Consider the following 18,346-nt stretch of genomic DNA (forward strand, 5'->3'; position numbering starts at 1 on the left):
GGCACGCGCAGGACGGTCTCGAGGGCCCGGGCGAGCTCCCCCTCGACGGTGCGCAGGCCGGGCTGGGCGGCCCAGCCACTGAAGCCGGCGCCGTCGTAGGCGAGGTCGAGCCTGAGGCGCACGGCCGCCGAGGACGGCCCGGCCGGCCCGTCCTCGGGCGCGACCTGCCCGGCCGCGGGGCCCGAGCGGGGCGGCGCGCCGTCCGGCTTCGCATCGGTGAGCATGGCGCTATTCGACCACGCCCGCCGCCGGCCCGCCGGTAGCCTGCCGCCATGAGCAGCCCCACGACCCTGTCCGTCGACTGCGGCGGCGGCGGCATCAAGGCCTCCGTGCTGTCCCCCGAGGGCGCGATGACCTCCCGGGCCGTGCGGACCCCGACGCCCTACCCCCTGCCGCCAATGACACTGGTCGACACCATCGCCGAGCTCGCCGCCCAGCTGCCGCAGGCGGACCGCGTGACGGTGGGGATGCCGGGCATGATCCGCCACGGCGTCGTCGTCGCCACCCCCCACTACATCACCCGTGACGGCCCGCGCTCGCGCGTGCTGCCCGAGCTGGTCGAGCTGTGGCGGCGCTTCGACATGGGGGCGGCGCTCACCCGGCGCCTGGAGCGGCCCGTTCTCGTCCTCAACGACGCGGAGGTCGCCGCCGCCGGGGTCGTCACCGGCCACGGCCACGAGATGATCGTCACGCTCGGCACCGGGCTGGGCAACGCGGTCTTCGACAACGGCGTGCTGGCGCCCCACGTGGAGGTCTCCCAGGGACCGATCCGCTGGGGCCTGACCTATGACGACTACATCGGTGAGCACGAGCGCCTGCGCCTGGGCGACGCCCACTGGTCGCGGCGGGTGCGGCGCGTCGTCGACGCCCTGCGGCCCATGTACCTGTGGGACCGCCTCTACCTCGGGGGCGGCAACTCCCGGCGGATCCTCGCCTCCCAGCTCGCGGCCATGGGTGACGACGTCGTCGTCGTGCCCAACGAGGCCGGGATGACCGGCGGGGCCCGCTGCTGGGACCTGGCCCGCCCCTGAGAGGCACCCTGGCTCCCACCCTGAGCGGACCCCGACCTTGGGAGGAGCCGATCTCCTCTCAGCGGGGGATTCGCCCGCCCACAGGCGGCTGTCAGGATGCGCCCATGACTCGTCCCTGCCCTCCCCGCCCCCGCGCCGTCAGGGCGTCCCGGAGCCCGGTCCTGCTGCCCCGGGCCGTCATGACCGTGGGACTGGTGGCACTGCTGTCCACCTTCCTCTACTCGGTCCCCGCCCTGAGCAGGCTCAGCACCTTCGTCCTCACCTGGCTCGTCCCCCTGCCGGTGCTCGACTGGTTCACCGCCGTCGTCATCCTCATCCTCGGCTCCGCCCTCTCGCGCCGCCTCCGCGCGGCCTGGCTGGCCACCACCGTCCTGGCCGTGCTGAGCATCGTGCTGTTCGTCCTGGCCGGTACCTCCCTCCTGCTCCTGCCCGAGGTGGACATCGCCGTCCTGGACCTGCTGTCCCTCGGCTTCAACGCCCTCATGCTGGTCCTGCTCGTCGTCCTGCTCCTGCGCGACCGCAGCGCCTACCGGGTCCGCATGAGGCCCGGCAACCTGCGCCGGGCGCTGACCGTCACGACGCTCGGCATCGGCGCGAGCACCGCCCTGACGGCCCTCGCCGTCCTCGTCATCCACCCCTCGGCCCTCACCGGCCTGTTCCTGGCGGGGGACCCTCACCCCCTCATCGACCTCGTCCGTCAGTTCCCCGACTGGGCCCTCAGCCTCCTCGGCCTGGGATGGGCCCTGTCCTTCCTGACCGGCCTGGCGACGCTCCTGCGCTCCCAGCGCCTGGCCGCGCGCATGAGCGTGGAGGAGGAGGAGCGGGTGCGCACGCTCCTGGCCGCCCACCCCCAGGACTCGCTCGGCTACTTCGCCACCCGGCGCGACAAGTCCGTCCTGCTCACCGAGCACGGCGCCGTCGCCTACCGCCCCAGCCTCGGCGTCGCCCTCGTCTCCGGCGACCCCCTGGGCGACCCGGCCACCTGGCCCGCCACCGTGGCCGCCTTTAGCCGCCACTGCGCCTCCTACGGGCTCACGCCCGCCGTCATCGGCGCCTCCGAGGCCGGGGCCCGCGCCTGGGTGCAGGGCGGCCTGCACGCCCTGCACATCGGCGACGAGGCCGTCCTGCGCCCCGCCCGCTTCCGCCTGGGCGAGCTGGCGGAGGTCCGCCAGGCCATGCGCCACGCCTCCGGCGCCGGGTACACGGCGCGGGTACGGCGCCACCGCTCCATCCCGGTCGAGGAGCTGACCGGTCTCAGCGCCCTGGCGACCACCTGGCTCAACGGCGAGGCGGAGCGCGGCTTCTCCATGGCGCTGGGGCGCAGCCTGGACGACCCCTCCGACGGCGAGTCCGTCCTCGTCGAGGCCCTGTTCCCCGACGGCGACGAGCGCGGGCGGGTCGCCGCCCTGCTGTCCTTCGCGCCCTGGGGCGCCGACGGCCTGAGCCTGGACGTCATGCGCCGCCATCCCGAGGCCGACCACGGCGTCACCGAGCTCATGGTGAGCACGCTCATGGCCGAGGCCGCCCCCCTGTCCGTCACCCGCGTCTCGCTCAACTTCGCGGTCTTCCGCGACGTCTTCGCCCAGGGCGCGCGCCTGGGCGCCGGACCGATCCAGCGCGCCCGGCGCCAGGTGCTCCTGCTGGCCTCGCGCTGGTGGCAGCTGGAGTCCCTGTACCGCTCCAACTCCCGCTATGAGCCCGACTGGGTGCCGCGCCTGCTGTGCTACACCGACGGCGGGGACCTCGCGCGCGTCTCGGCGGCCGTGGCCGTCGCCGAGGGCTTCCTGCGCCCACCCGGCCCCCTGTGCGGCCAGGAGTGGCCCCAGCCGCGCCTGAGCGAGGAGGACAGCGCCCGCATGCTGGCCCTGACCCGGGCCGTGCCCGAGCCGCGCCCGGCCGCGCGAGTGCCCCGTGAGGTGCGCGAGCGCGCCGCCTGCCGCGAGCGGATGCTCAGCCATGGGCTCACGCCCTACCCGGCGGTCACCACCGTGACGACGGGCTGCGCCCGTGCGCTCGACGCTGGCGGGGAGCGGACCGTCGCCGGGCGCGTCGTCGGGCTGCGCGACCACGGCGGCGTCCTCTTCGCGGACCTGCGCGACTGGGGCGGCCAGGTCCAGGTGCTTCTCGAGCGGGGTACGGCGCCCGAGGCCCTGACCGGCTTCAGGCGCCTGGTGCGCACCGGGGACCAGGTGACCGTCACCGGCGCGCCCGGGGCCTCGCGCACCGGCACGCCGAGCCTGGTGGCGACCGGCTGGGCGATGGCCTCCAAGGCCCTGCGGCCCCTGCCGGACAAGCACCGCGGCCTGGCCGACCCCGAGGCGCTCGTGCGTCAGCGCCACCTGACGCTCATCACCTCCTCGCGGCAGCGCCACCTCGTCGAGGCCCGCTCCCGGGCGGTGCAGGCCGTGCGCTCGCGCCTGCTCGAGCGCGGCTACCTGGAGGTCGAGACGCCGATCCTGCAGCCGGTGCACGGCGGGGCGAACGCACGTCCCTTCCGCACCCACATCAACGCCTACGACCTCGACCTGTACCTGCGCATCGCCCCCGAGCTCTACCTCAAGAGGCTCGTCGTGGGCGGCATGGACCGCGTCTTCGAGATCGGCCGGAGCTTCCGCAACGAGGGGGCGGACTCCACCCACAACCCCGAGTTCACGATGCTGGAGGCCTACCAGGCCTACGCCGACTACGAGGTGATGAAGACGGTCGTCCACGACCTCGTGGTCTCGGCGGCGCGCGAGGCACTGGGCACCACCGTCGTGCGGGGCACCGTGGGCGGGATCGAGCACGAGGTGGACCTCGCCCAGCCGTGGCGGACCGTGAGCGTGTGCGACGCCGTCTCCCACGGCCTGGGCGAGCAGGTGACGACCTCCACCCCCACGGCCGTGCTGCGCTCCTACGCCGAGCGCCTGGGCCTGCGCCACGACCCGTCGTGGGGGTGGGGCACCCTGGTCCAGGAGCTCTACGAGCACCTGGCGGAGTCCAGCACCGTCCAGCCGACCTTCTTCAGCGACTTCCCGGCGCAGACCTCGCCGCTCACGCGCCCGCACCGTGGCGACCTGGTGCTGGCTGAGCGCTGGGACCTCATCATCTTCGGCTCGGAGGTCGGCACCGCCTACTCCGAGCTCGTGGACCCGGTGATCCAGCGTGAGAGGCTGACGGCCCAGTCGCTGGCCGCCGCGAGCGGCGACCCGGAGGCGATGGAGCTGGACGAGGCCTTCCTCGAGGCCCTTGAGCAGGGCATGGCACCCTCGGGCGGGCTGGGGGTCGGCGTCGACCGTCTCGTCATGATGCTCACGGGCGCGTCGATCCGCGAGACCATCACCTTCCCCCTGGTCAGGCCCTCACGATGAGGCGGCTGCTGGCGGCCGGTGTGCTGCTGTCCTACAACACGTGGGTCCTGGCGCCCCTGCTGTGGGGCGGGGACGTGCCGCCCGGCTACCTGTCCGAGCTGGCGGCGGACGACCAGCCCTGGCAGTGGGTCTTCCGCGGGGGCGACCTGCTCGCCGGTGCCCTGCTGCTGGCCATCGCGGCCCTGGGGGTGCGCGGGTGGCGGGCCCGGCTCGGCGACTGGTCCGCGGCCGTGTCCCTGGCCCTGGCGGCCAGCGGGGTGGGGACGGTGGCGGACGCGCTGGGCAACATGCCCTGCGCCCCGACGACGGACGCCATGTGCCGGGACACGGCGACGGTCTCCGGCGTCGTCCACGTCATCGCCTCGGGAACGGTGGGTGCCGGCTTCCTCATGGTCCTGGGGCTGCTGGTGCTGGGGCTACGGGACCGGGGGGCGCCGCGCGCGCAGGTGCGCGCGGTCCTCGTGGCCGCGGGAGCGCTCGGCGCCGTCGACGTCCTCACCCTGGTGGTGGCGGCCCTGGCCCCCGGCAGCCAGGTCTGGCCGCAGGTGGGGCAGGTGCTCCTGTCCTCCCTGCTGGCGGCCGCCCTCACCCTCGGTCTTGAGAGGGGGGCCGACGGCGGTGCCCGCCTTCCAGCACGAACCTGCTGAGCCCGGGGACGGCGCCTCCGGGGGTGCCCCGGCGCCCGCTGGCGGGCGGGTACCAGCCCCCGCCGCCGGGCACCCGGGGCACTGGGCGCGCCGGGCCGGCACCACGGCCCGGCGTCTGGCCCCCGCCGCCCCCGGGCGCCCCATGCTCGTCCTCCTGGCGGGCGCGGGCCTGGGCTCCGCCTTCTGGGAGCCGGTGCTGGCGCTGGCGCCCGGCGCCCACGTCGTCGTCGACCGGCAGGGGCGCCTGGGCACCCACTGCCCGGGGCCGCCGGCGCTCCACGCCCAGGCGGCCGTCCTCGCCCGGCTCATGGAGGACCTGGCGGTGGCCGACGGGGCCCCGACCGTCCTCGTGGCCCACTCGATGGCGGCCTTCGAGGCCGAGCTCCTGGCACGCCGTCGTCCCGACCTCGTGGACGGGATCGTCCTCGTCGACCCCTCCCTCGCCCTGCGGCCAGCGCTGACGCCCCCGCTGGCGGCAGGCGCCGTCGGGGGCCGTGCGCCCCTGGCCGCGCTCGCCCTGACGGTGGTGCGCGGCCTGCTGGGGGCGCCGGCCGTCCACCGGGCCGTGTCCGCCGTGGTGCGCGCCGGCATGCGCGGGCAGGTGTCGCAGCCGCGGGCCCTGGGCTCGCCCGCCTGGGCGGACACCTGGACCGCCGCCTCGCTCACGGGCGGTGCGGCGGAGTCCCTGGCCTACTCGGCCCAGCAGGACGACCTCCTGCGGGCACGGGAGCGCGACCGCCTGCCGGTGTGGGTGCCCACGCTCCTGCTCCAGGCGCCGCCCTACGCCTCGCGCCGACGCCTCGCCGCGGCACACCGGGCCTTCTCCCGGCTGGTGGTGCGCCGGGTGCCCGGCTCCGGGCACCTCATGGCGGTGGACGCCCCGCAGGAGGTGGCCCGGGCCGTCCGTGAGGTCCTGGGGATGGTGGGCGGCTGAGGCAGCCGCAGCACGCGCGCAACGGCCGCGGGGCCCGTCACCGTGTGGTGGCGGGCCCCGCGGGCGTGCGTGTCAGACCTGGAGCAGGCTCAGTCCTCGACCTTCTGGGCGGCGGCACCGCCGGCGGGGGCGAAGCCGGCGGCCTCGGCGTCCTCGGCGGAGGCGAACCAGACCTCGGCGACGGTGGCGTCGTACCAGCGCGAGCCGGGGACGTGGTACTTCATGGAGTCCTCGTTGCCCTTGACATGGTGGTCGGCGTCGGGGGCCTTAGCGGAGCCCTCGGCGAGGCGGACGGCACCGGCGTACTCGACGGCGGTGGTCTCCTCGGCCGGGGCCTCGGCGGGGGTCTCGACGGCCTTCTCGGCGGCCCGCTTGGCGGTGGCGACGGCGTCGGCCACGACCTCCTTCTTGGCGACGGGCTCGAGCACGAGGGAGATGACGGCCATGGGAGCGTTGTCACCCTTGCGGGGGGCCACCTTGACGATGCGGGTGTAACCGCCCTCGCGGCCCTCGAGCTGGGGGGCGATCTCCTCGAAGAGGCGGTAGACGGCGAACTTGTCTGTCACCTTGCGCAGGACCGTGCGGCGGGCGTGCAGGTCGCCGCGCTTGCCCTTGGTGATGAGCTTCTCGGCGTAGGGGCGCAGGCGGCGGGCGCGGGCCTCCGTCGTCGTGATGGACTCGTGGATGAAGAGCTGCGTGGCCAGGTTGGCCAGCATGTGGCGCTCGTGCTGGGCGGAGCCGCCCAGGCGGGGTCCCTTGGTGGGGCGAGGCATTGTTGTCTCCTAGGTGAATGGCGAGCGGGGGCGCGCGGCTCAGGCCTGCTCGTCGCTGAACGTGGGGTTGGTGTAGTCGTCGTCCGCGATGTAGTCGACCGGGGAGCCCTTGAGGGACAGACCCAGCTCGGCCAGCTTCTCCTTGATCTCGGAGATCGACTTGGCACCGAAGTTGCGGATGTCGAGGAGGTCCGCCTCGCTGCGCGCGACGAGCTCACCGACGGTGTGGATGCCCTCGCGCTTGAGCGCGTTGGAGGAGCGGGCCTGGAGGTCGAGCTCGTCGATCATGAGGGCGAGGTCCTGCTGGAGGGCCTGGTCCATCGGCGAGGGGCCGACCTCGATGCCCTCGGCCTCGACATTGAGCTCACGGGCCAGGCCGAAGAGCTCGACGAGCGTCTTGCCGGCGGAGGCGAGCGCGTCACGAGGGGTGATCGAGGCCTTGGTCTCGACGTCCACCACGAGGCGGTCGAAGTCCGTGCGCTGCTCGACACGGGTGGCCTCGACCGCGTAGGAGACCTTCTTGACGGGCGAGTAGATGGAGTCCACGGGGATGCGGGAGATCTCCGCGTTCGGGTCCTTGTTCTGGGCCGCGGAGACGTAGCCGCGTCCGCGCTCGACCGTCAGCTCGATCTCGAGCTTGCCCTTCTCGTTGAGGGTGGCGATGACGAGCTCGGGGTTGTGGATCTCCACGCCGGCGGGCGGGGTGATGTCACCGGCGGTGACGACACCCGGGCCGGACTTGCGCAGGTACATGACGACCGGCTCGTCGTTCTCGCTCGAGAGCACGATCTCCTTGATGTTGAGGATGATCTGGGCGACATCCTCCTTGACCCCGGCGATGGTGCGGAACTCGTGGGGCACCCCGTCGATGCGCACGCTGGTGACGGCGGCGCCCGGGATGGACGACAGCAGCGTGCGGCGCAGGGAGTTGCCGAGCGTGTAGCCGAAGCCGGGCTCGAGGGGCTCCAGGACGAACCGCGAGCGGCGGTCCTCCTCGATGACCTCCTCGGAGAGCGTGGGTCGCTGTGCAATGAGCACGTGGTTTCCTTTCGTGGCGGCGCCCGCTATATGACGCCGATCCTGCGGGATGTGGACGGCGCGCGAGTGATCTCGGCCCGTCCGCGTCCGCCCTTCAGGGGCGGGCGCGAGGAGCCGACGGCGTCATGGGCCCGGGGGGCCGGACGCCGTCGGCCTCGGTCGTCTCAGACGTGGCGGCGCTTGGGCGGGCGGCAGCCGTTGTGGGCCTGGGGCGTGACGTCGGAGATGGAGCCGACCTCGAGGCCGGCGGCCTGGAGGGAGCGGATCGCGGTCTCACGGCCCGGGCCGGGGCCCTTGACGAAGACGTCGATCTTCTTCATGCCGTGCTCCTGCGCGCGGCGGGCGGCGGCCTCGGCGGCGAGCTGGGCGGCGTAGGGGGTCGACTTGCGCGAGCCCTTGAAGCCGACCTGGCCGGAGGAGGCCCAGGCGATGACGGCGCCGTTCGGGTCCGTGAGGGACACGATGGTGTTGTTGAAGGTGGACTTGATGTAGGCGTGGCCGTGGGTGACGTTCTTGCGGTCCTTGCGACGCGTCTTGCGCACGGCGGTGCGGCTCTTGGGAGGCATGTTTCCTTCTTCGATCTAGGTCGTCGTTCCATGGCGGGCAGCCGTGCCCGCGCTCATGGACTGCTGCTTACTTGGCCTTCTTCTTACCGGCCACAGTGCGCTTGGGACCCTTGCGGGTGCGCGCGTTGGTCTTGGTGCGCTGGCCGTGCACCGGCAGGTGACGGCGGTGGCGCAGGCCCTGGTAGCAGCCGATCTCGATCTTGCGGCGGATGTCCGCCTGGACCTCGCGGCGCAGGTCGCCCTCCACCTGGTAATTCGTGTCGATGTGGTTGCGAAGCAGGACGAGCTCGTCCTCGGTGAGGTCCTTGACGCGGGTGTCGGGGTTGACGCCCGTCGCCGCGAGGGTCTCGTCCGCACGGGTGCGGCCGATCCCGAAGATGTATGTGAGGGCGACCTCGACTCGCTTCTCGCGAGGCAGGTCGACACCGGAAATACGTGCCACGGTGTGGTTCTCCTGTGTGCTCCCGGAGGTCGTCGCCCACCTCCCCCGCCGTCTGTCGCGGCGGCCCCGGCCTCCAGGAACCGAGGGTTGCTCACCGGTGGTGAGCTGGGGTGGGTGCTTGTGAGTGGCCGCCTGGTCGGCGGCCGTCAGCGTCCGGGGTCAGCCCTGGCGCTGCTTGTGCCGCGGGTTCTCGCAGATGACCATGACGCGGCCGTGGCGACGAATCACCTTGCAGCTGTCACAGATCTTCTTGACGCTCGGCTTGACCTTCATGATGTTCCTCCGTCATCCCCGTCAGGGGAGGACTGTCACTTGTACCGGTAGACGATGCGACCGCGTGTGAGGTCGTAGGGGCTCAGCTCCACGACCACGCGGTCCTCGGGGAGGATGCGGATGTAGTGCTGCCGCATCTTGCCGGAGATGTGCGCGAGCACGACGTGCCCGTTGCTCAGCTCCACCCGGAACATCGCGTTCGGAAGGGCCTCGACGACCGATCCCTCGACCTCGATGACGCCATCCTTCTTAGCCATGTTCCTCCGTCGGTGCTTGCTCGCTCGAGTTCCTCCGACGACGTCGCCGTCGGACGACGCGCCCCTTGCCCCCACCCCCAGCTGGTGCTGCGCGTGGGACCGTAGGGCGCACCGGCCCTTAACAATACGGCAGGGCCGCCGGGCCCCACCACGCGAGATCGGGCACAGTGACGGTGTTTCCGACCACAGGACGCGGCCGGCACGGCCTCGGCTCTGCCCGGACGGCCCTGACCGGTTCAGGACCGGGCGCGGCGCGCGGCCTCCTGCTCGGCGATGACCTGCGCGTACCGAGGGCCGGCCTCGCGCCACGGCACCCCGGGCACGAGCACGAAGTGTGTCCCCGCGGCGCGCATGCGCGCGCCGTGGGCGGCGCAGCGGCGCATGAAGCCGTCCAGGGCCCGGGCGCGCCCGTCCGGGCCCTCGGGCAGGGCCCGGCACCAGCCGACCTCGGCCGTGCCCAACAGGCGCGGCAGCAGCAGCGCCTCGACGTCCTCGACGCCGCGGGCGGTCTCCGCCCACAGGGTCGCCTCGACGCCCTCGATGCCGGGCTCCCCCACGCCCTCGAGGAGGCCGGCGGGGTCCCAGTCGCGGGCCGCACCAAGGTCCAGCACCCCGGCCCAGTCGAGGCCCAGCGGCGCCTGGGCGTCCCAGGCCATGTCGAGGTAGGCGTGCTTGCAGGGGGACATGATGAGGCGCGCCCCCTGCTGGACGGCCAGGCGCTGGCCCTCAGCGGCCTCCTGGCCGCGCACGTCCCACACCTGCAGCTGCGGGGGCGTGCCGGCCTCCTCGGGCGCCGGGCCGACGGGCTGGGCGGACCAGGCCTCGTTCCAGCCCACGGGCACGCGCCCGCGCTCGCGCACGACCTCGCAGGCCCAGGTCAGCAGCTCGGCGTAGGCCGAGCCCGGCCCGATGCCGTAGCGCTCGGCCATCGCCCAGGGCTCGTCGCCGCCGAGGTGGACGCGCCTGCCCTCGGGGTCGAGGTCCATCACCTGGGTGAGGACGTGGCGCAGGAAGGCGCGGGTGGCCGGGGCGCGGGGGTCGAGGTAGGAGAAGCCGACGATGATGCTGCCGTCCGCCGGGGCGGCGGGCGCCCCGGGGGTGGAGACGTGGGAGCTGCCCGGGGTGCACAGGCCGGGCAGGGCGTGCATGGCGGCGCCCACGTGGCCGGGCACGTCGATCTCGGGGACGACCTCCACGCCGCGGGAGCGGCAGAAGGCCAGGATCCGCCGGTAGTCCTCCTGGGTGTACCAGCCCGGGCGGCCCGGGCGGCCGGACCAGGCGGGCAGGGTGACGGCCGTGCGCCCGGAGACCTCGGTCAGCCGCCTGTAGTCGTGGGGGTCGTCCTCGGCGCGGCCCTCGTTGGTGATCTCCAGGCGCCAGCCCTGGTCGTCGGCCAGGTGCAGGTGCAGGACGTTGATCTTGAGGAGGCTGACGGCCTCGACGACGCGCAGCAGGTCCTCGACGGGCAGGAAGCTGCGGGCGATGTCGATCATGACGCCGCGGTGGGCCCAGCGCGGGGCGTCCTCGACCCGGGTGCCGGGCACGAGGGCGAGGACGTCGTCGTCACCCCTCCCCCACGCCGTGCCCTCGGGGTCCATGACGCGCGGCGGCAGCAGCTGCAGGAGGGTGCGCACGGCGTGGAGCACGCCGAGGCGGGTGGCCGCGCGCAGCACGACGCCCTCGGGCCCGGACTCGAGCGTGTAACCCTCGCTGCCGAGGTCCTGGTCCTCGTCGAGCAGGAGCGTGAGGGCCCCGGCGACCGGTGCGGGCGCCCGGTCCTCCGCCAGGGGCAGGAGGTCGGCGCTGCCGGACCAGCCCAGGCCGGCGCGCAGCCTCTCGGCCAGGATCTCGGCGGGCTCCTCGGTGCCGGCCTGGCACAGGAGCGGGGTGGTCCTCATCAGCGTGAAGCCGGCGGCGCGCGCCTCGAGGCTCCGCGGGGCGGGCAGGACGTGGACGGGTGGGCTCAGGGGGGCGACGGCGTTGTCCTCCATGGGCCGAAGCGTAGCGGTGCGCGGCTAGGGCGGCTGCCGGCCGCACCGGGGCTCAGCGCAGCGGCCTGGGCTCGATGCCGTAGGGGCTCAGGCCCTCGACACCGCCGTCGGGCGCGGTGAGGACCCACACGCCGCCGGGGACGATGGCGACCGTGTGCTCCCACTGGGCGGCCCGTGAGCCGTCCTCGGTGACGACGGTCCAGCCGTCGTCGAGCTCGCGCACCCGCGGTGAGCCAGCGGTGAGCATCGGCTCGATGGCCAGGACCATGCCCGGGCGCAGGCGCGGCCCCTTGCGCCTGACGGAGTAGTTGAGGACGTCGGGCGCCATGTGCATGGCCGTGCCGATGCCGTGGCCGACGTACTCCTCGAGGATGCCCAGGCGCTGGCCGTGCTCCTGCGCGGCGGCGTCCACGACCTCCTCGACGGCGTCGCCGATGGCGTTGAGGCGCGTCCCGCGTCCCGTCGCCTCACCGGCGGCCGCGCGGGCGACGGCGGCGATGGCGGCCCACAGGGCGTGGCGGGTGGTGGTGTCCAGGAGCCGGTCGGAGTCACAGGCGTAGCGGCCGCCGACGACGGTGGTGAAGGCCGCGTCGCCGTGCCACTGGGTGCCCTCCTCGTCCAGGACGTAGGCGCCGCAGTCGAAGGTGATGAGGTCGCCCTCGGCGAGGACCCGCTCGCCCGGGATGCCGTGGACCACCTCGTCGTTGACGGAGGTGCACACGGTGGCCGGGTAGTCGTAGTAGCCGAGAAAGCTCGAGTGCGCCCCGGCGCGGGAGATGACCTCGGCGCAGACGGCGTCGAGCTCGCCGGTGGTCACACCGGGGCGGACGGCCTCGCGCAGGGCTGCGTGGATGTCGGCGACGACGAGCCCGGCGCGGCGCATGTGGCGCACCTGGTCCGGGGTCTTGATCTGGATCTGCTCGTGTCCGATCACGGTGGGGTCCTTCCAGCGGGTGGGCTGCCGGGTGGCCAGGACGACGACGGCGGGCCGCCCGTGCGTGGGGGTGACCCGCCGTCGTGCTGCCTCAGGCGCTCACGCCGGCCTCGGCGAGAGCGGCCATGACGCGGTCGGTGACCTGGTCGAGCCCGCCGATGCCGTCGACGGACACGAGTAGGCCCTTGTCGGCGTAGATGGCGGCGAGGGGCGCGGTCTGCTCGGCGTAGACCTCGAGGCGGCGGCGGATGACGTCCTCGGTGTCGTCGGCGCGGTTCTGCTCGGTGGCGCGCTTGAGGAGCCGGGCGACGACCACCTCGGCGTCCGCGGTGATCTCGAGGACGACGTCGAGGGCGAGGCCGCTGTGGGCGAGCATGGCGTCGAGCTCGTGGACCTGGGCCTCGGTGCGAGGGTATCCGTCCAGGAGGAAGCCCTCGGCGGCGTCGGGCTGGCTCAGGCGGTCCTTGACCATGGCGTTGGTGACCAAGTCCGGGACGTACTCGCCCTTGTCCATGTAGGACTTGGCGAGGGTGCCGAGCTCGGTGGCGCCGGCGACGTTGGCGCGGAAGATGTCCCCGGTGGAGATGGCGGGGATGCCGAGCCGCTCGGACACGCGGGCGGCCTGGGTGCCCTTGCCGGCCCCGGGAGGGCCGAGGAGGACCATACGTGCGCTCATGAGAGGAACCCTTCGTAGTGGCGCTGCTGGAGCTGGGAGTTGATCTCCTTGACCGTCTGGAGACCGACTCCCACCATGATGAGGATCGTCGTGCCGCCGAACGGCAGGTTCTGGGACAGGCCGAGCCAGATGACCGCGGCGGTCGGCAGCAGGGCCAGGGCGAGCAGGTAGACGGAGCCCGCGGTGGTCACCCGGTTGATGACGTGCGTGAGGTAGCGCACGGTCGGCTCCCCCGCCCGGATGCCGGGGATGAAGCCCCCGTACTTCTTCATGTTGTCCGCGATCTCCTCCGGGTTGAAGGTGATGGCCGTGTAGAAGAAGGCGAAGAAGAGGATGAGCAGGCCGTAGCCGACGAGGTAGACGGTGTCCGTCTGGGAGAAGTTGTCCATGATCCAGCGCACCCAGCGCGACTGCTGGTTGCCGAACTGCGCGATGAGCTGGGGCATGGCCAGGATGGAGGAGGCGAAGATGACGGGGATGACGCCCGCGGTGTTGATCTTGATCGGGATGTAGGTGGTGGACCCGCCGTACTGGCGGCGCCCGACCATGCGCTTGGCGTACTGCACGGGGATGCGGCGGGTGGCCTGCTCGATGAAGACGACGGCGAGGGTGGCCGCGAGGATGACGACGAGCACCGTGAGGAACTTGGTGACGCCGTTGTTCGTGCCCACGATGGAGAACAGGTTCTGCGGCATGCGGGCGACGATGGAGGTGAAGATGAGCAGCGACATGCCGTTGCCGATGCCGCGCTCGGTGATGAGCTCGCCCAGCCACATGATGAGGCCGGTGCCGGCCGTCATCGTGAGGATCATGAGGGCGAGGTCGAGGGGGGAGGCGTTGGGGACGACGGAGACCGTGCAGGTGGGGAAGAGGGTGCCGGAGGCGGCGGTGGCCACGATGGTCGAGGACTGCAGGACGCCCAGGCCGATGGTGAGGTAGCGGGTGTACTGCGTGAGCGTGGCGTTGCCCGACTGGCCCTCCTTGTGCAGCTCCTCGAAGCGCGGGATGACCACGCGCAGGAGCTGGATGATGATGGAGGCCGTGATGTAGGGCATGATGCCCAGCGCGAAGACGCTCAGCTGGAGCAGGGCGCCGCCGGAGAAGACGTTGATGAGGCCCAGCAGGCCCGCGTCCTCGGTCTGGCCGACGCACACCTGGACGTTGCCGATGTCCACCCCGGGGGTCGGCAGCACGGAGCCGAACCGGAACAGGGCCATGATGCCCAGGGTGAAGAGGAGCTTTCCCCTGAGGTCGGGCGTGCGGAACGCCTGCATGAACGCAGTGAGCACTCGTACTCCTGTTGTCGCTGCTGGGCACGGACACCGCCGTCGGGCCTGGGGCACAAGGTGCGCGGGGCCGCGGTGGGGTCCGGTGCCCGGTGGGCACCGGGGGCCACCCTACCGCTCGTGGCCTTCGCCCTGAACAGGCAGGAGCCCCGGCGGGGGCGGGGATCGGTCACGTTGTGGCGGTCAGAGGCCACGGGCCCCTGTCACCGGTGGTGACAGGGGCCCGCGGTCAGTGCGTGGCGCCGGTGGCTCAGCGGGTGCTGAGGGTGCCGCCGGCGGCCTCGATCTTCTCCTTGGCGGAGCCGGACCAGGCGTCGACGGTGAGGTCGAGCTTGACCGCGACGTCGCCGGTGCCCAGGACCTTGACGAGCTGGCCGCCGCGCACGGCGCCCTTGGCGACGAGGTCCTCGACCGTGACGGCGCCGCCCTGCGGGAACAGCTCGGCGATGCGGCCAACGTTCACGGGCTGGAACTCCACACGGTTGGGGTTGCGGAAGCCGCGGAGCTTGGGCAGGCGCATGTGCAGGGGCATCTGGCCGCCCTCGAAGCCGGCCTTGACCTGGTAGCGGGCCTTGGTGCCCTTGGTACCGCGGCCGGCGGTCTTGCCCTTGGAGCCCTCACCGCGTCCGACGCGGGTCTTGGCCTTCTTGGAGCCGGGGGCCGGACGGAGGTGGTGCAGCTTGACGACCTGCACCTTCTCCTCGGTCTTCTTGGTGTCAGCCATCTTCTCAGGCCTCCTCAACGGTGACGAGGTGCGCCACCGTGGCGATCATGCCGCGCACGGAGGGGCTGTCCTCGCGCACGACGGACTGGCGGATCTTGCGCAGGCCGAGGGAGCGCAGGGTCTCGCGCTGGCGGTGGGTTCCACCGATGCCGGAGCGGACCTGGGTCACCTTGAGCTGCTTGGTGGCGGTCTCAGCCATCACGCCTCAACTCCTTCAGCGGCCTTCTCGGCCTCCTTCTTCTCGGCCTCGGCGCGCCGGTCGGCCTCGCCCTCGGCACGGGCGCGCAGCATGGACTGCGGCGCGACGTCCTCGAGGGGCAGGCCACGGCGGGCGGCGACGCCCTCGGGCTGCTCGAGCTTCTTGAGCGCGTCGACCGTCGCGTGGACGATGTTGATCGCGTTCGAGGAGCCGAGGGACTTCGACAGGATGTCGTGGATGCCGGCGCAGTCCAGCACGGCGCGCACCGGGCCACCGGCGATGACACCGGTACCGGGGGACGCGGGGCGCAGGAGGACGACTCCGGCGGAGTCCTCGCCCTGGACCAGGTGCGGGATGGTGCGGCGGATCATCGGGACGTGGAAGAAGCTCTTCTTCGCGACCTCGACGGCCTTGGCGATGGCGGCGGGGACTTCCTTCGCCTTGCCGTAGCCCACGCCGACCGTGCCCTCGCCGTCACCGACGACGACGAGCGCCGTGAAGGTGAAGCGGCGGCCGCCCTTGACGACCTTGGACACGCGGTTGATGGTGACGACGCGCTCGATGTACTTGTCGTCGTTGCCGCGGCCGTTGTTGCGGTCGCGGCGGTCGTTGTTGCGGTCACGACGCCCGCGGCCCTCGCCGCGGTTCTCACCGTTGCGGGCCGAGCCGTCGGACGACGCGGACCTGTCTCGCTGCGGTGCAGCCATCAGATTCTCCTTAGCTTTCGTCCGGGTCAGAGCGTCAGGCCGCCCTCGCGGGCGCCCTCCGCGACGGCCGCGACACGGCCGTGGTACTTGTTGCCGCCGCGGTCGAAGACGACCGCCTCGATGCCCAGGGCCCTGGCGCGCTCGGCGACGAGCTCGCCGACCTTGTGGGCGGCCCCGACCTTGTGGCCCTCGACGCCCTTGACGGCCTCCTCGAGGGTGCTGGCCGAGCACAGGGTGTGACCGATGGTGTCGTCGATGACCTGCGCCACCATGTGGCGGTTGGAGCGGGTGACGACGAGACGGGGGCGCTCGGGAGTGCCGTTGACGCGCTTGCGCACGCGCTGGTGGCGGATCTTGCGGGCGATGGTCTTGGACTTGCCCCTCTTGATCGCGTAAGCCATGGTCACTTACCAGCCTTTCCGACCTTGCGGCGCACGTTCTCGCCGGCGTAGCGCACGCCCTTGCCCTTGTAGGGCTCCGGCGGACGGATCTTGCGGATGTTCGCGGCGACCTCGCCGACCTGCTCCTTGGAGATGCCGGAGACGGCGATCTTCAGGTTGCCGTTCACGGTGAGCGTGATGCCCTCGGGGGCCTCGACGAGGACCGTGTGCGAGAAGCCGAGGGACAGCTCGATGCCAGTGCCCTTCTGGGCGGCGCGGTAACCGGTGCCGACGATCTCGAGGTTCTTCGTGTAGCCCTCGGTGACGCCGACGACCATGTTGTTGATGAGCGTGCGCGACAGGCCGTGCAGGGAGCGCGACTGGCGCTCGTCGTCGGGACGGGTGACGAGGATGGAGCCATCCTCCTCACGGGTCACGCTCAGGGGCTCGGCGATGGTGCGCGTCAGGGTGCCCTTGGGGCCCTTGACGGTCACGTCGTTGCCGTCAATGATGACGTCCACTCCGGCGGGAACCGGAACGGGGAGACGTCCAATACGAGACATTGCTATTCCTCCGTTCCTGTGCTCACCAGACGTAGGCGAGGACTTCGCCGCCCACGCCCTTGGACTCGGCCTGCCGGTCGGTCAGCAGACCGGAGGAGGTGGACAGGATCGCCACCCCGAGGCCGCCGAGGACCTTCGGCAGGTTGTTGGACTTGGCGTAGACGCGCAGGCCGGGCTTGGAGACGCGCTTGAGGCCCTGGATGGCCCGCCGGCGGTTGGCTCCGTACTTGAGGTTCAGCGTGAGCGTCTTGCCGACCTCGGCGTCCGTCACCTCGTAACCGGCGATGTAGCCCTCGGCCTTGAGCATCGAGGCGATGTTGACCTTGAGCTTGCTCGACGGCATGGAGACGGCGTCGTGGTAGGCGTTGTTGGCGTTGCGCAGACGGGTCAGCATGTCTGCGATGGGGTCTGTCATAGTCATGAGTGGGCCTCAGCCCTTCCTCGTCGTGGTTTCCTCGCGGACCTGCGACGTAAGTTCTTACCAGCTGGACTTGCTCACGCCCGGGAGCTGGCCGGTGAGGGCCATCTCGCGCAGGCAGATACGGCACAGGCCGAACTTGCGGTACACGGAGTGCGGGCGGCCGCAGCGCTGGCAGCGCGTGTAGGCGCGGACACCGAACTTCGGCTTGCGGTTCGCCTTCTCGATGAGAGCGGTCTTGGCCATGTCACTTCTCCTTGAAGGGGAAGCCGAGCTGCTTGAGCAGCGAGCGGGCCTCCTCGTCGGTCTTGGCGGTGGTCACCACGGTGATGTCCATGCCGCGCACGCGGTCGATGGAGTCGGCGTCGATCTCGTGGAACACGGACTGCTCGGTCAGACCGAAGGTGTAGTTGCCGTTGCCGTCGAACTGCTTGGGGGACAGTCCGCGGAAGTCGCGGATGCGCGGCAGCGAGATCGAGATGAGGCGGTCGAGGAACTCCCACATGCGGTCGCCGCGCAGCGTGACGTGCGCGCCGATAGGCATGCCCTCACGCAGCTTGAACTGCGCGATGGACCTGCGGGCCTTGGTGACCTGCGGCTTCTGGCCGGTGATCGCGGTGAGGTCGCGCACGGCGCCCTCGATCATCTTGGAGTCGTGAGCGGCCTCGCCGACACCCATGTTGACGACGACCTTGACGACGCGGGCGACCTCCATCACGTTGCCGTGCTGGAACTCGGTGCGCAGGGCGGGCTGCACCTTCTCGGTGTAGGTCGCCTTGAGGCGGGGGGTGGTGCTCTCAGACATGGTCACAGGTCCTCCCCGGACTTCTTCGCGTAGCGCACGCGGACGGTCCGCTTGGCGCCGTTGGGGCGGGTGCCCTCCTCGACGCGGAAGCCCACGCGGGTGCGCTTACCCTTGGCGTTGGCGTCGTAGATCATGACGTTGGACACGTGGATCGGGGCCTCGACGGTCTCGATGCCACCGGTGCGGGCGCCCTGGGCGGACTGGCCCACCTTGGTGTGCTTGGTGACGCGCTGGACGCCCTCGACGATGACGCGGTCCTCCGTGGGACGGACCTCGAGGACGCGACCGACCTTGCCCTTGTCCTTGCCGGCGATGACGATGACCTGGTCGCCCTTCTTGATGCGTGCCATGT

At 72.1% G+C, this 18,346-nt stretch carries 23 protein-coding genes and 1 pseudogene; 4 read left to right on the top strand and 20 right to left on the bottom strand.

Annotation, left to right across the window (positions count from 1 at the left end):
• Positions 1-224, bottom strand: a pseudogene (locus H6X67_RS02530) (tRNA pseudouridine synthase A); the annotation flags it as partial.
• A 48-nt stretch (positions 225-272) separates the two neighbouring features.
• Here H6X67_RS02530 and H6X67_RS02535 point away from each other — a divergent pair.
• From H6X67_RS02535 to H6X67_RS02550, 4 genes are all read left to right on the top strand, one after another.
• Positions 273-1,031: an ROK family protein gene (locus H6X67_RS02535; protein WP_249367376.1), complete on the top strand. Its 759-nt coding sequence runs from the start codon at positions 273-275 to the stop codon at positions 1,029-1,031.
• Between the two features lie 104 nt (positions 1,032-1,135).
• A complete protein-coding gene (gene lysX / locus H6X67_RS02540; RefSeq protein WP_249367377.1) occupies positions 1,136-4,381 on the top strand; it encodes a bifunctional lysylphosphatidylglycerol synthetase/lysine--tRNA ligase LysX in 3,246 nt (1,081 codons plus the stop codon).
• Positions 4,378-5,028: a DUF998 domain-containing protein gene (locus H6X67_RS02545; protein ID WP_249367378.1), complete on the top strand. Its 651-nt coding sequence runs from the start codon at positions 4,378-4,380 to the stop codon at positions 5,026-5,028. Before lysX ends, H6X67_RS02545 begins: the two co-directional genes overlap by 4 nt.
• Complete coding sequence (locus H6X67_RS02550) at positions 5,000-5,962, top strand: alpha/beta fold hydrolase (RefSeq protein WP_249367379.1); 963 nt, start codon at positions 5,000-5,002, stop codon at positions 5,960-5,962. Before H6X67_RS02545 ends, H6X67_RS02550 begins: the two co-directional genes overlap by 29 nt.
• 89 nt (positions 5,963-6,051) lie before the next feature.
• Here the strand turns inward: H6X67_RS02550 and rplQ are convergent, their stop codons facing one another.
• The 19 genes from rplQ to rplX all read right to left on the bottom strand — a co-directional run bounded on the left by rplQ (position 6,052) and on the right by rplX (position 18,344).
• A complete protein-coding gene (rplQ, locus tag H6X67_RS02555) occupies positions 6,052-6,735 on the bottom strand; it encodes a 50S ribosomal protein L17, sunset domain variant (protein ID WP_249367380.1) in 684 nt (227 codons plus the stop codon).
• Positions 6,736-6,774: 39 nt separating this feature from the next.
• Complete coding sequence (locus H6X67_RS02560) at positions 6,775-7,773, bottom strand: DNA-directed RNA polymerase subunit alpha (protein ID WP_249375299.1); 999 nt, start codon at positions 7,771-7,773, stop codon at positions 6,775-6,777.
• Between the two features lie 164 nt (positions 7,774-7,937).
• The gene (rpsK, locus tag H6X67_RS02565; protein WP_249367382.1) at positions 7,938-8,339 is read right to left on the bottom strand and encodes a 30S ribosomal protein S11; all 402 of its coding nucleotides are present in this window, start codon (positions 8,337-8,339) and stop codon (positions 7,938-7,940) included.
• A gap of 67 nt (positions 8,340-8,406) precedes the next feature.
• Positions 8,407-8,781 carry a 30S ribosomal protein S13 gene (gene rpsM, locus H6X67_RS02570; RefSeq protein WP_249367383.1) on the bottom strand — a complete coding sequence of 125 codons (375 nt, stop codon included), beginning with the start codon at positions 8,779-8,781 and terminating at the stop codon, positions 8,407-8,409.
• A gap of 159 nt (positions 8,782-8,940) precedes the next feature.
• On the bottom strand, positions 8,941-9,054 hold the full coding sequence (gene rpmJ, locus H6X67_RS02575) for a 50S ribosomal protein L36 (RefSeq protein WP_003781903.1): 114 nt from the start codon (positions 9,052-9,054) through the stop codon (positions 8,941-8,943).
• 35 nt (positions 9,055-9,089) lie between these two features.
• Entirely contained in the window at positions 9,090-9,311 is a 222-nt protein-coding gene (gene infA / locus H6X67_RS02580; protein WP_111835832.1) for a translation initiation factor IF-1, read from the bottom strand.
• A gap of 236 nt (positions 9,312-9,547) precedes the next feature.
• Complete coding sequence (locus H6X67_RS02585) at positions 9,548-11,302, bottom strand: beta-N-acetylhexosaminidase (protein WP_249367384.1); 1,755 nt, start codon at positions 11,300-11,302, stop codon at positions 9,548-9,550.
• Between the two features lie 52 nt (positions 11,303-11,354).
• Positions 11,355-12,236 (bottom strand): type I methionyl aminopeptidase, encoded by an 882-nt coding sequence (gene map / locus H6X67_RS02590; RefSeq protein WP_249367385.1) that lies wholly within the window; start codon positions 12,234-12,236, stop codon positions 11,355-11,357.
• 91 nt (positions 12,237-12,327) lie between these two features.
• Positions 12,328-12,912, bottom strand: a complete 585-nt coding sequence (locus tag H6X67_RS02595) for an adenylate kinase (protein WP_249367386.1) — start codon at positions 12,910-12,912, stop codon at positions 12,328-12,330.
• Positions 12,909-14,201, bottom strand: a complete 1,293-nt coding sequence (secY, locus tag H6X67_RS02600) for a preprotein translocase subunit SecY (protein WP_249367387.1) — start codon at positions 14,199-14,201, stop codon at positions 12,909-12,911. The genes H6X67_RS02595 and secY overlap by 4 nt, the downstream gene beginning before the upstream one ends.
• Before the next feature lie 247 nt (positions 14,202-14,448).
• Positions 14,449-14,922 (bottom strand): 50S ribosomal protein L15, encoded by a 474-nt coding sequence (gene rplO, locus H6X67_RS02605; protein WP_249367388.1) that lies wholly within the window; start codon positions 14,920-14,922, stop codon positions 14,449-14,451.
• 4 nt (positions 14,923-14,926) lie between these two features.
• Positions 14,927-15,121 (bottom strand): 50S ribosomal protein L30, encoded by a 195-nt coding sequence (gene rpmD, locus H6X67_RS02610; protein ID WP_249367389.1) that lies wholly within the window; start codon positions 15,119-15,121, stop codon positions 14,927-14,929.
• Positions 15,121-15,828 carry a 30S ribosomal protein S5 gene (gene rpsE / locus H6X67_RS02615; RefSeq protein WP_249367390.1) on the bottom strand — a complete coding sequence of 236 codons (708 nt, stop codon included), beginning with the start codon at positions 15,826-15,828 and terminating at the stop codon, positions 15,121-15,123. Before rpsE ends, rpmD begins: the two co-directional genes overlap by 1 nt.
• A 26-nt stretch (positions 15,829-15,854) precedes the next feature.
• Positions 15,855-16,229 carry a 50S ribosomal protein L18 gene (gene rplR / locus H6X67_RS02620; RefSeq protein WP_249367391.1) on the bottom strand — a complete coding sequence of 125 codons (375 nt, stop codon included), beginning with the start codon at positions 16,227-16,229 and terminating at the stop codon, positions 15,855-15,857.
• A gap of 2 nt (positions 16,230-16,231) precedes the next feature.
• The gene (gene rplF, locus H6X67_RS02625; RefSeq protein ID WP_249367392.1) at positions 16,232-16,771 is read right to left on the bottom strand and encodes a 50S ribosomal protein L6; all 540 of its coding nucleotides are present in this window, start codon (positions 16,769-16,771) and stop codon (positions 16,232-16,234) included.
• A 22-nt stretch (positions 16,772-16,793) separates the two neighbouring features.
• Positions 16,794-17,192, bottom strand: a complete 399-nt coding sequence (gene rpsH / locus H6X67_RS02630; RefSeq protein WP_249367393.1) for a 30S ribosomal protein S8 — start codon at positions 17,190-17,192, stop codon at positions 16,794-16,796.
• Between the two features lie 57 nt (positions 17,193-17,249).
• Positions 17,250-17,435, bottom strand: a complete 186-nt coding sequence (locus H6X67_RS02635; RefSeq protein WP_166856061.1) for a type Z 30S ribosomal protein S14 — start codon at positions 17,433-17,435, stop codon at positions 17,250-17,252.
• A 1-nt stretch (position 17,436) separates the two neighbouring features.
• Positions 17,437-17,994 carry a 50S ribosomal protein L5 gene (rplE, locus tag H6X67_RS02640; protein WP_249367394.1) on the bottom strand — a complete coding sequence of 186 codons (558 nt, stop codon included), beginning with the start codon at positions 17,992-17,994 and terminating at the stop codon, positions 17,437-17,439.
• A 2-nt stretch (positions 17,995-17,996) separates the two neighbouring features.
• Complete coding sequence (gene rplX / locus H6X67_RS02645; protein WP_249367395.1) at positions 17,997-18,344, bottom strand: 50S ribosomal protein L24; 348 nt, start codon at positions 18,342-18,344, stop codon at positions 17,997-17,999.
• Positions 18,345-18,346 lie beyond the last annotated feature (2 nt).

Origin of the sequence: Actinomyces sp. AC-20-1 (assembly GCF_023369555.1) — a bacterium.
In the GTDB taxonomy this organism is placed as follows: Bacteria; Actinomycetota; Actinomycetes; order Actinomycetales; family Actinomycetaceae; genus Actinomyces.

What these genes read in the sequence shown, in the direction of transcription:
- rplQ (WP_249367380.1), bottom strand. Translation starts at nt 6,735, where the DNA reads ATGCCTCGCCCCACCAAGGGACCCCGCCTGGGCGGCTCCGCCCAGCAC.
- rplR (WP_249367391.1), bottom strand. Translation starts at nt 16,229, where the DNA reads ATGGCTTACGCGATCAAGAGGGGCAAGTCCAAGACCATCGCCCGCAAG.
- rplX (WP_249367395.1), bottom strand. Translation starts at nt 18,344, where the DNA reads ATGGCACGCATCAAGAAGGGCGACCAGGTCATCGTCATCGCCGGCAAG.
- rpsE (WP_249367390.1), bottom strand. Translation starts at nt 15,828, where the DNA reads ATGGCTGCACCGCAGCGAGACAGGTCCGCGTCGTCCGACGGCTCGGCC.
- H6X67_RS02535 (WP_249367376.1), top strand. Translation starts at nt 273, where the DNA reads ATGAGCAGCCCCACGACCCTGTCCGTCGACTGCGGCGGCGGCGGCATC.
- rpsK (WP_249367382.1), bottom strand. Translation starts at nt 8,339, where the DNA reads ATGCCTCCCAAGAGCCGCACCGCCGTGCGCAAGACGCGTCGCAAGGAC.
- rplF (WP_249367392.1), bottom strand. Translation starts at nt 16,771, where the DNA reads ATGTCTCGTATTGGACGTCTCCCCGTTCCGGTTCCCGCCGGAGTGGAC.
- rplO (WP_249367388.1), bottom strand. Translation starts at nt 14,922, where the DNA reads ATGGCTGACACCAAGAAGACCGAGGAGAAGGTGCAGGTCGTCAAGCTG.
- H6X67_RS02635 (WP_166856061.1), bottom strand. Translation starts at nt 17,435, where the DNA reads ATGGCCAAGACCGCTCTCATCGAGAAGGCGAACCGCAAGCCGAAGTTC.
- rpmD (WP_249367389.1), bottom strand. Translation starts at nt 15,121, where the DNA reads ATGGCTGAGACCGCCACCAAGCAGCTCAAGGTGACCCAGGTCCGCTCC.
- H6X67_RS02545 (WP_249367378.1), top strand. Translation starts at nt 4,378, where the DNA reads ATGAGGCGGCTGCTGGCGGCCGGTGTGCTGCTGTCCTACAACACGTGG.
- infA (WP_111835832.1), bottom strand. Translation starts at nt 9,311, where the DNA reads ATGGCTAAGAAGGATGGCGTCATCGAGGTCGAGGGATCGGTCGTCGAG.
- rpmJ (WP_003781903.1), bottom strand. Translation starts at nt 9,054, where the DNA reads ATGAAGGTCAAGCCGAGCGTCAAGAAGATCTGTGACAGCTGCAAGGTG.
- H6X67_RS02595 (WP_249367386.1), bottom strand. Translation starts at nt 12,912, where the DNA reads ATGAGCGCACGTATGGTCCTCCTCGGCCCTCCCGGGGCCGGCAAGGGC.
- rplE (WP_249367394.1), bottom strand. Translation starts at nt 17,994, where the DNA reads ATGTCTGAGAGCACCACCCCCCGCCTCAAGGCGACCTACACCGAGAAG.
- lysX (WP_249367377.1), top strand. Translation starts at nt 1,136, where the DNA reads ATGACTCGTCCCTGCCCTCCCCGCCCCCGCGCCGTCAGGGCGTCCCGG.
- H6X67_RS02585 (WP_249367384.1), bottom strand. Translation starts at nt 11,302, where the DNA reads ATGGAGGACAACGCCGTCGCCCCCCTGAGCCCACCCGTCCACGTCCTG.
- rpsH (WP_249367393.1), bottom strand. Translation starts at nt 17,192, where the DNA reads ATGACTATGACAGACCCCATCGCAGACATGCTGACCCGTCTGCGCAAC.